The sequence below is a fragment of the Roseiarcus sp. genome (genome assembly GCF_049514155.1).
Taxonomy (GTDB): Bacteria; Pseudomonadota; Alphaproteobacteria; order Rhizobiales; family Beijerinckiaceae; genus Roseiarcus.
Map to the genome: position 1 here is coordinate 1 of NZ_JBEKVH010000184.1, position 6817 is coordinate 6817.

7 protein-coding genes are annotated in these 6817 nt (G+C 71.2%); 3 read left to right on the forward strand and 4 right to left on the reverse strand.

From position 1 onward, the window contains the following. Nucleotides 1-702 (forward strand): tRNA dihydrouridine(20/20a) synthase DusA (gene dusA / locus ABSF49_RS19000; protein ID WP_424114210.1); only part of this gene is annotated, 702 nt, incomplete at its 5' end. Between the two features lie 249 nt (nucleotides 703-951). Here the strand turns inward: dusA and ABSF49_RS19005 are convergent. Genes ABSF49_RS19005 through ABSF49_RS19015 form a run of 3 tightly spaced genes read right to left on the reverse strand, consistent with a single transcriptional unit; the run spans nucleotide 952 to nucleotide 2952 of the window. Beyond that, a complete protein-coding gene (locus ABSF49_RS19005) occupies nucleotides 952-1647 on the reverse strand; it encodes a retropepsin-like aspartic protease family protein (protein ID WP_424114211.1) in 696 nt (231 codons plus the stop codon). 52 nt (nucleotides 1648-1699) lie between these two features. After that, the gene (locus ABSF49_RS19010) at nucleotides 1700-2533 is read right to left on the reverse strand and encodes an adenosylcobinamide-GDP ribazoletransferase (RefSeq protein ID WP_424114212.1); all 834 of its coding nucleotides are present in this window, start codon (nucleotides 2531-2533) and stop codon (nucleotides 1700-1702) included. Further along, nucleotides 2530-2952: an anthrone oxygenase family protein gene (locus ABSF49_RS19015; protein WP_424114213.1), complete on the reverse strand. Its 423-nt coding sequence runs from the start codon at nucleotides 2950-2952 to the stop codon at nucleotides 2530-2532. Before ABSF49_RS19015 ends, ABSF49_RS19010 begins: the two co-directional genes overlap by 4 nt. 144 nt (nucleotides 2953-3096) lie before the next feature. Between ABSF49_RS19015 and ABSF49_RS19020 the strand changes: the two genes are divergently transcribed. Beyond that, nucleotides 3097-4746, forward strand: a complete 1650-nt coding sequence (locus tag ABSF49_RS19020) for a hypothetical protein (RefSeq protein WP_424114214.1) — start codon at nucleotides 3097-3099, stop codon at nucleotides 4744-4746. Between the two features lie 101 nt (nucleotides 4747-4847). Then, nucleotides 4848-5792 (forward strand): sensor domain-containing diguanylate cyclase, encoded by a 945-nt coding sequence (locus ABSF49_RS19025; RefSeq protein WP_424114215.1) that lies wholly within the window; start codon nucleotides 4848-4850, stop codon nucleotides 5790-5792. Nucleotides 5793-5816: 24 nt separating this feature from the next. Here the strand turns inward: ABSF49_RS19025 and ABSF49_RS19030 are convergent, their stop codons facing one another. Next, nucleotides 5817-6137 (reverse strand): hypothetical protein, encoded by a 321-nt coding sequence (locus ABSF49_RS19030; protein WP_424114216.1) that lies wholly within the window; start codon nucleotides 6135-6137, stop codon nucleotides 5817-5819. Nucleotides 6138-6817: the final 680 nt, after the last annotated feature.

The following is a 6817-nucleotide window of genomic DNA, read 5'->3' on the forward strand; positions in this document are numbered from 1 at the left end:
GACCGGGTGCAGGACGGCCGCTTCGGCGCCTGTCTGATGCGCGAGCCGGCGCTGGTCGGCGAATGCGTCGCGGCGATGGCGGCGGCGGTTGGCGTTCCCGTCACCGTCAAGTGCCGCATCGGCGTCGACGAGCAGGCGCCGCGCGAGGCGCTGTTCGCGATGGTCGACGCCGTGGCGAAGGCGGGCGCGACGGGCGTGATCGTCCACGCGCGCAAGGCCTGGCTCGAGGGCCTGAGCCCCAAGGACAACCGCACCGTGCCGCCGCTCGACTATCCGCTGGTCTACGCGCTGAAAGTGGCCCATCCCGATCTGCCGATCGCGATCAACGGCGGGATCGTCAGCCTCGCCGCCGCCAACGCCCATCTCGACCGGGTCGACGGCGTGATGATCGGCCGCGCCGCCTACCAGAATCCCGAGCTGCTGCTGAACGTCGACCCGTGGATCTTCGCCGCGCCGGCGCCGTTCGCCGACGCCTTCGCGGCGCTCGAAGCCTACGAACCCTATGTTGCGCGCCAACTGGAAAAGGGCGTGCGGCTCGCCGACATGACGCGCCATCTGCTCGGCCTGTTCGCCGGCCGGCCGGGCGCGCGCGCCTATCGCCAGCGGTTGTCGACGCTGGCGGTGCGGCCGGGCGCAGGGCTGGCGACGCTCAGCGAAGCGGTCGCCGCGGTCAGACGCGCGCCGCTCGTCGCGGCAGAGTGAGCAAGAGACCGGCAAATCTTTGCGACGCTCTGCGCCGTCGACCTCTTGGAGAGCCTCTTTTTCCGACTGTCCGAGCCTGTCAAGGACCGAAGGCCGCTTCGCGACGGCCCGAAGGGCCGTCCTTGACAGGCTCGGACAGTCGGAAGTTCTGCTTCCAAGAGGTCGACGGCGAATATTGCGCAGTCTTCGCAAGCGCGCCTTGCGGCGCATAGGCTCGTCGCCGACCCTTCTCGCTGAGAGGGGCGCGTCTCACTTCCCCTTCAACACCAGTCTTCCGCGCTCGACCGAATAGCTTTGCAGCCGTTCGAGGAAGCTCATGCCGAGCAGGCTTTGGCCGAGCGCGCCCTTGCGCGCGACCAGCGCGGCGACGTTGCGCGCGACGATCGGCCCGACCGCGACGCGGTCGAGCACGACCTCGGCGGCGTTCGCCGAGCCGTTGGCGGTGACGACGTCGACGTCGAACTTGAGCGCGCGCGCGTCGAGCCCGACCTTCGCCGCGTCCTCGGCGCGCAGCACCACCGTCGAAGCGCCGGTGTCGAACAGCATCGCGACGCGCGCGTTGGCGACGGTCGCCGGCACGACGAATTCGCCGCCGAGGCGGCGGTTGACGATCACCTCGCCGCCGGCGCCGATCTGCGGCTCGCCGGGGAACAACTCGCCCATCAGGCGCTCAGCGAACGCGCTCGCCTCGAAACGATAGGCGTAGGCGCCGGTCAGGCCGAGGAGGATCGCCGCCCAGATCGCTGCGCCGCCGAGCACGCGCGCGAGGCCCGCCGCGCCGGCGCGTCGCGCGCCGGCGAGCGCCAGCCAGACGACGAGCGCGACGGCGACCGCGGCGCGGGCGAAGCTGGCGTGGTCGAGCGCGAGCAGCGGCGTCCCTTCCGGGACGACGAGGAGGACGACCAGCGCCGCGCCGAGGAGCGCGAGGGGAACGGCGAAGACCATACGAGGACGCGACTTTCGCTTCTTGCGGCGCGGCCGGCGCCAGCGCCTCGATTTAGGGCGGGCCCGCGCCGATGAGAAGGCCGACCAGGGCGGCGATCTCGGCCGCCTGCTCGGCCGCGCCGGCGACGTCGCCGGTCTGGCCGCCGAGGCGGCGCTGCGCGAGGACAGCGATCCCGCCCGCGGCGGCGACGCCGAGCGCGGCGGCCAACAGCGCGCGGACGTTTCCGAGCCAGCCGACGCCGACGACGAGCGCAACCGCCGCCATCGCCGCCGCCGCGGCGAGGAAGGCGGCGGGCGCGAGCCGACCGGCGCTCGCGCCGAGCCCGTCGCTGCGCGCCGGCGCCAGCGCTGTCAGCGGAACCAGCGCGCCGAGCCGCGCGGCGGCGCCGGCGAGGACGAGCGCCGCCGCCGCAGGAGCCGCTCCGCCGCCGGCGAGCGCCGCGATCGCGCCGACGCGGGCGATGAGCGTCAGCGTCAGCGTCGTCGCGCCGAAGGCGCCGATACGGCTGTCGCGCATGATGGCGAGCCGCTCGTCGCGGCTGCGGCCGGCGGCAAGGCCGTCGGCGAAATCGGCGAGCCCGTCTTCATGCAAGCATCCTGAGACCAGCGCGAGCGTCGCGACCGCAGCGACGGCGGCGAGCGTCGGCGGCAGGCCGAGGCGGAGGGCGACGGCAAGGGCAATTGCGGCGACAAGGCCGATCAGCGCCCCGGCGAGCGGCGCCGCCCAGGCAGAGTCCGAGAACGCCGATGCGGCCGGCTCAGCCGGGGCGGACAGGGGCAGGATCGAGAAGAAGCGCAGGCTGGCGGCGAGGTCGCGTCCGGCGCGGGCGGCCCAGCGCGCCGCCGCGGCGCGCCGTTCCGGGTCGATCGCCGCGCCGAGCTTCACAGCGCCCACAGATAGACGAGGCTGGCGGCGAGGCCGATCGCCGTCTGGCCGTATTCGAGCAGGCCCCATTGGCGCACCAGGGCGCGCACGGCGCCGATGTCGCGCGGCGCCAGCGTCAGGATCTGGTTGTTGAGCGGCGCCATGGCGAAGAACGTGTAGGGCCAGGCGAGGATGACGATCAGCGCGCCGATCGCCCAGCGCACGTCCTGGCTGGCGAAATAGGCGACGAGGCCGAGCGCAGCCGACAGCAGCGACAGGCCGGCCATCAGCGCGACGCCGCGCCGGTCGCTCGGCGTCCATTCGTTGAGGATCGCCTCGTCGTCGAGCGCCAGACGCGCCGGCTGTTCGACCAGGTTGACGTACAGCGCCGCCCCGAAAAAAGTGGCGGCGAGGGCCAGGGCGAGCGATCCGGGCGACATGGGCGGTCCTTTGCGAGGATAGAATCCGGCGCGACGCGACCACGAAAGGGCGGCGAATGCAACTCCCGTCGGGCCTGCGTCCTTTGTTCGACCGCTGAAAAACCGCCTCGCCGCGAGCGGCGCTTCGTCGCGTCGGCGCCGAGCTTGGACGAAACGGCTTTACGCGCGCTTCACCACCGCGGCGTTATCTTCGTCGCCGCGATGACCCTTTCCCCCTTTACGCCGGCGGCTGCGCCCGACCTGGTCCTGCCGCCGCGGCGCTTCGCCGTTTCGCCGGCGCTCGCCTGGGTTGGCGTCGTCTTCGCCGCGCTCGCCTGGACGGCGCTGGCGCGCCTGCCGTTGTGGCGCATGGACGGGCTCGACGACGCCTTCTACGTCGAGGTCGCGCGGCTGTGGACGCGCGGCCTGCCGCCTTACCTGACGGTGTACGACGTCAAGCCGCCGGGCTTCTTCGCGCTGCTCGCCGTCGCCGAGGTCGCGTTCGGACCGACGCTCGCCGCCCTGCGCGCGCTGGCGATCGTCTGCGACGCGGCGACGGCGGTCGCGCTACTGATGCTCGGCCGGCGCTTCGGCGCGCCGGCGGTCGGGGTCGCCGCGGCGCTCGCCTATCCGCTGCTGTCGGAGTTGGTCACGGCCAACGACGCCTATTGTCCGCTTGTCGCGCTGACGAGCTTCGCCTTCGTCGCCGCGCTGTCGCGCCGGCCGCTCATCGAGCGGGCGCTTGTCGCCGGCCTGCTGATCGGCGCGGCGGGCGCCGTCAAGCAGACGGCCGGCTTCGAAGCGCTGGCGCTCGTGGCTGTTCTCACCATGGCCTCGCAGGCCGAGGGGCGGCGCTGGCGCGTCGCGGCGGCCTTTCTCGTCGCAGCGGCGGTCGCGCCGCTCGCCTTCCTCGCCTATTTCGCCGCGAAGGGCGGGGCGGGGGCGCTCGTCGCCGACGTCGTCGTCGGCGCGCTGCTCAGGCCGGCGAGCGCGAGCGAGGGCTTGAGCGTCCTCGACGGCCTCGGCCGCTTCTTCCTGCTGCAGAAGAGCGACATGGTTCTGTTCGCGCTCGTCTGCCTCGCCCTGCTGCGCCGGCGCGCGCTGGCGGCGGCGCTGCCCGAAGCGCCGCTCGGCGCGCTCGTCCTGTGGTTCGCCGCCGCGGCGGCGGGCGTCGTCGTCCAGCGGTCGATCGCCATCACCTACCTCGGGCCGACGCTCGCCCCCGGCCTGCTGATCGCCGGCCTTGGCCTGACCCGCGCCGCGCCGGAGTTGTCGCGCGCGCCGGAAAGAGCGTGGCTCGCCGCATTCGCCGTCGTCTCGGTCGCGCTCGCGCTCGTTCACCCCGGCAACGATCTCTCGGCCCGGTTCGAGGGCGCGGCGCTCGCTGAGACCGCCGCGGCGATCCGCGCCGAAGGCTGGACGCCGGGCGACCGGCTCTATGTCGTCAACCGCGGCCTGTGGCTCTATGGCGCGCTCGACGCGCCGCCGCCGACCCGCTTCCTCTATCCCGGCCACACCCTGTGCGACTTCAAGGATCGCGGCCCCGGCCTGGTCGCCGAGATCATGGCCTCGCGACCCCGCTTCGTCGTCGTCGCCGACCGGCGCATCCACTACGTCTGCGAACAGGCGGACCGCTGGCGAGTCGTCGACGGTGCGTTATCGGCCTCCTACCGCCGCGTCGCCCATGCCGCTGGCGCGGCCGACGCCTTCGACGTCTACGAGGCTCTCCCGGTTGGGCTTCGGTTCGGCGCCGGGGACGGCCGAAAATCCTCGCCGATCGGGGTATTCCCCGGTCCAGTTTTGAGCAATCTTTAACTTGTTTTCGCGCATTGATTGGGTTGATGCAGGCGCTTCAGCACACGCAGGCGAACACACGCGCAATTCCGCTCGGGGACCACGGCTTCGCCGTGAGTCTCATGGAGCACCTTATTGTTCCGACGTTCGTCATCGGCGCCGACGCCAAGGTGCTGATCTGGAACAAGGCCTGCGAGCGGCTGACCGGGTTCCCGGCGGCAGAGGTGGTCGGCACCGCCGACCATTGGCGCGCGTTCTACGCCGACCGGCGCCCCTGCCTCTCCGACCTGCTTTTGGAGCGCCGCTACAACGACATCCGCACGCTTTACGAGCGCGGCGGCAACTACGGCCTCAGCGATTTCGGCGTCTCGGCGGAGGACTGGTGCCTGATGCCGCGGGTCGGGCGGCGGGCCTACCTGGCGATCGACGCGGGCCCGATCTACGATGATTACGGCGAGCTGATCGCGGTCGTCGAGACGCTGCGCGACATCACCGCCCAGAAGCGGGCGCAGATCGACCTCGAGGCGCTGGCGACGCGCGACGGATTGACCGGCCTCGCCAATCGCCGTTCGTTCGACGTGAAGTTCGGCGAGGAGGCGCGCCGCGCCAGCCGCGACCTGCTGCCGCTGTCGCTGCTGATGATCGATGTCGACTATTTCAAGCTCTACAACGACAGCCAGGGCCACCAGAAGGGCGACGAGTGCCTGCGCGCCATCGCCCACCGCATCGCCGATACGCTGTGGCGCGAGACGGATTTCGCCGCCCGCTACGGCGGCGAGGAATTCACCGTCGTCATGCCCAACACGCCGTTGTCGGGGGCGATGCTGATCGCCGAGCGGCTGCGCAACGCGGTCGAGGAATTGCACCTCGAGCATGGCGCCTCGCTCGCCGCCGGCGTGGTCACGCTGTCGATTGGCGGCGTCGTCGGTCGCGGCCGCGATCTCGATCCGGTGCGATTGATCGCCGCCGCCGACGCCGCGCTCTATTGCGCCAAGCGCAGCGGCCGCAACCGTTGCATCGTCGCCAAGTTCGACGACGCGCACTCGATCGCCGCCGCCAGCGCCTGAGCGGGCGCGCCCCGCTTCGCGGCGCTACGAGACATGCGCGGCGCGCGATTCGCGCATGGCGCGGCGCGCTTCGTCCTGCAGGGCGCGAAAGCTCTTCTCCCACTCGCCGTTGCGCGGGGTCGACAGCGCCATGCGGCGCGCCAGGCTCTCGAGCGCCGCCAGCCGCGCTTCGGCCTGCCGCATGCGCGCGAGCGCGGAATCGTAAGCGTCGGCGGGAACCAGCGTGACCTTGCGGTCCTGGCAGACGCCGACGCAGGGCTGAGGCCCCTCGATTCGTCCGCAGCCGATGCATTGCCAGGCGACGATCCGCTCGACGTCGTCGGCTGGGTTCGCGTTGTCGCTCATCTTGCCGTCGAGGCCTTTCGCTTGTTTCGTCGCTTGGTCCGCCGCGCCTCGCCGCTCATGCGGCGTCCGCCCCGCGGGACGGCTCGCGCCGACCGCCGCCGCCGCGCGAGCTTAACCCGCGTCGCTGACAAAACGGATTCGCTCGCGGATCGCATTGCCCCTGTGCAAATAGCGCCGGCCGGGATCGCGAACGCGGCCGCGCGGGCGGGGCGGGGCGAGCGGAGGCTCGGATCCGCCCGCCGCGGTGGCCTCTCCCCGCCGCGACGGAAATCGAGAGTGAGAACACCAACGAAACTTTCGAGTCCGCTTTTTAGGAAGGTTGTTGTGCCCAAGTATTCGGCGATACGCCGGTCCGCGACATTTCCGGGCCCGGATTGAGCGTCAAATTTAGCGTCGGAGAGCACCGATGGACTTTCAGTCGATCGGCTCGGCGGACCAAACCGGATAGGCGCCACCGAATAGCGGTTTTTCAGAATATTCGAAACCTTACATCCGAATCCGGCACGGTGTGCGTGGTCAAAAGTGTACTCAAAATTGGAGTTCCCTATACCCCGAGTGAGAACAAAAAAAGAACTTGCGCACGAGAACAAACCATGCACATAGTGCGTCACGAGGGGGTCGCCGGGGACGCATCGCAGTTGCCTCGGAAGCGCCGACCGTGAGAGAAGGAGTCGAGCCGT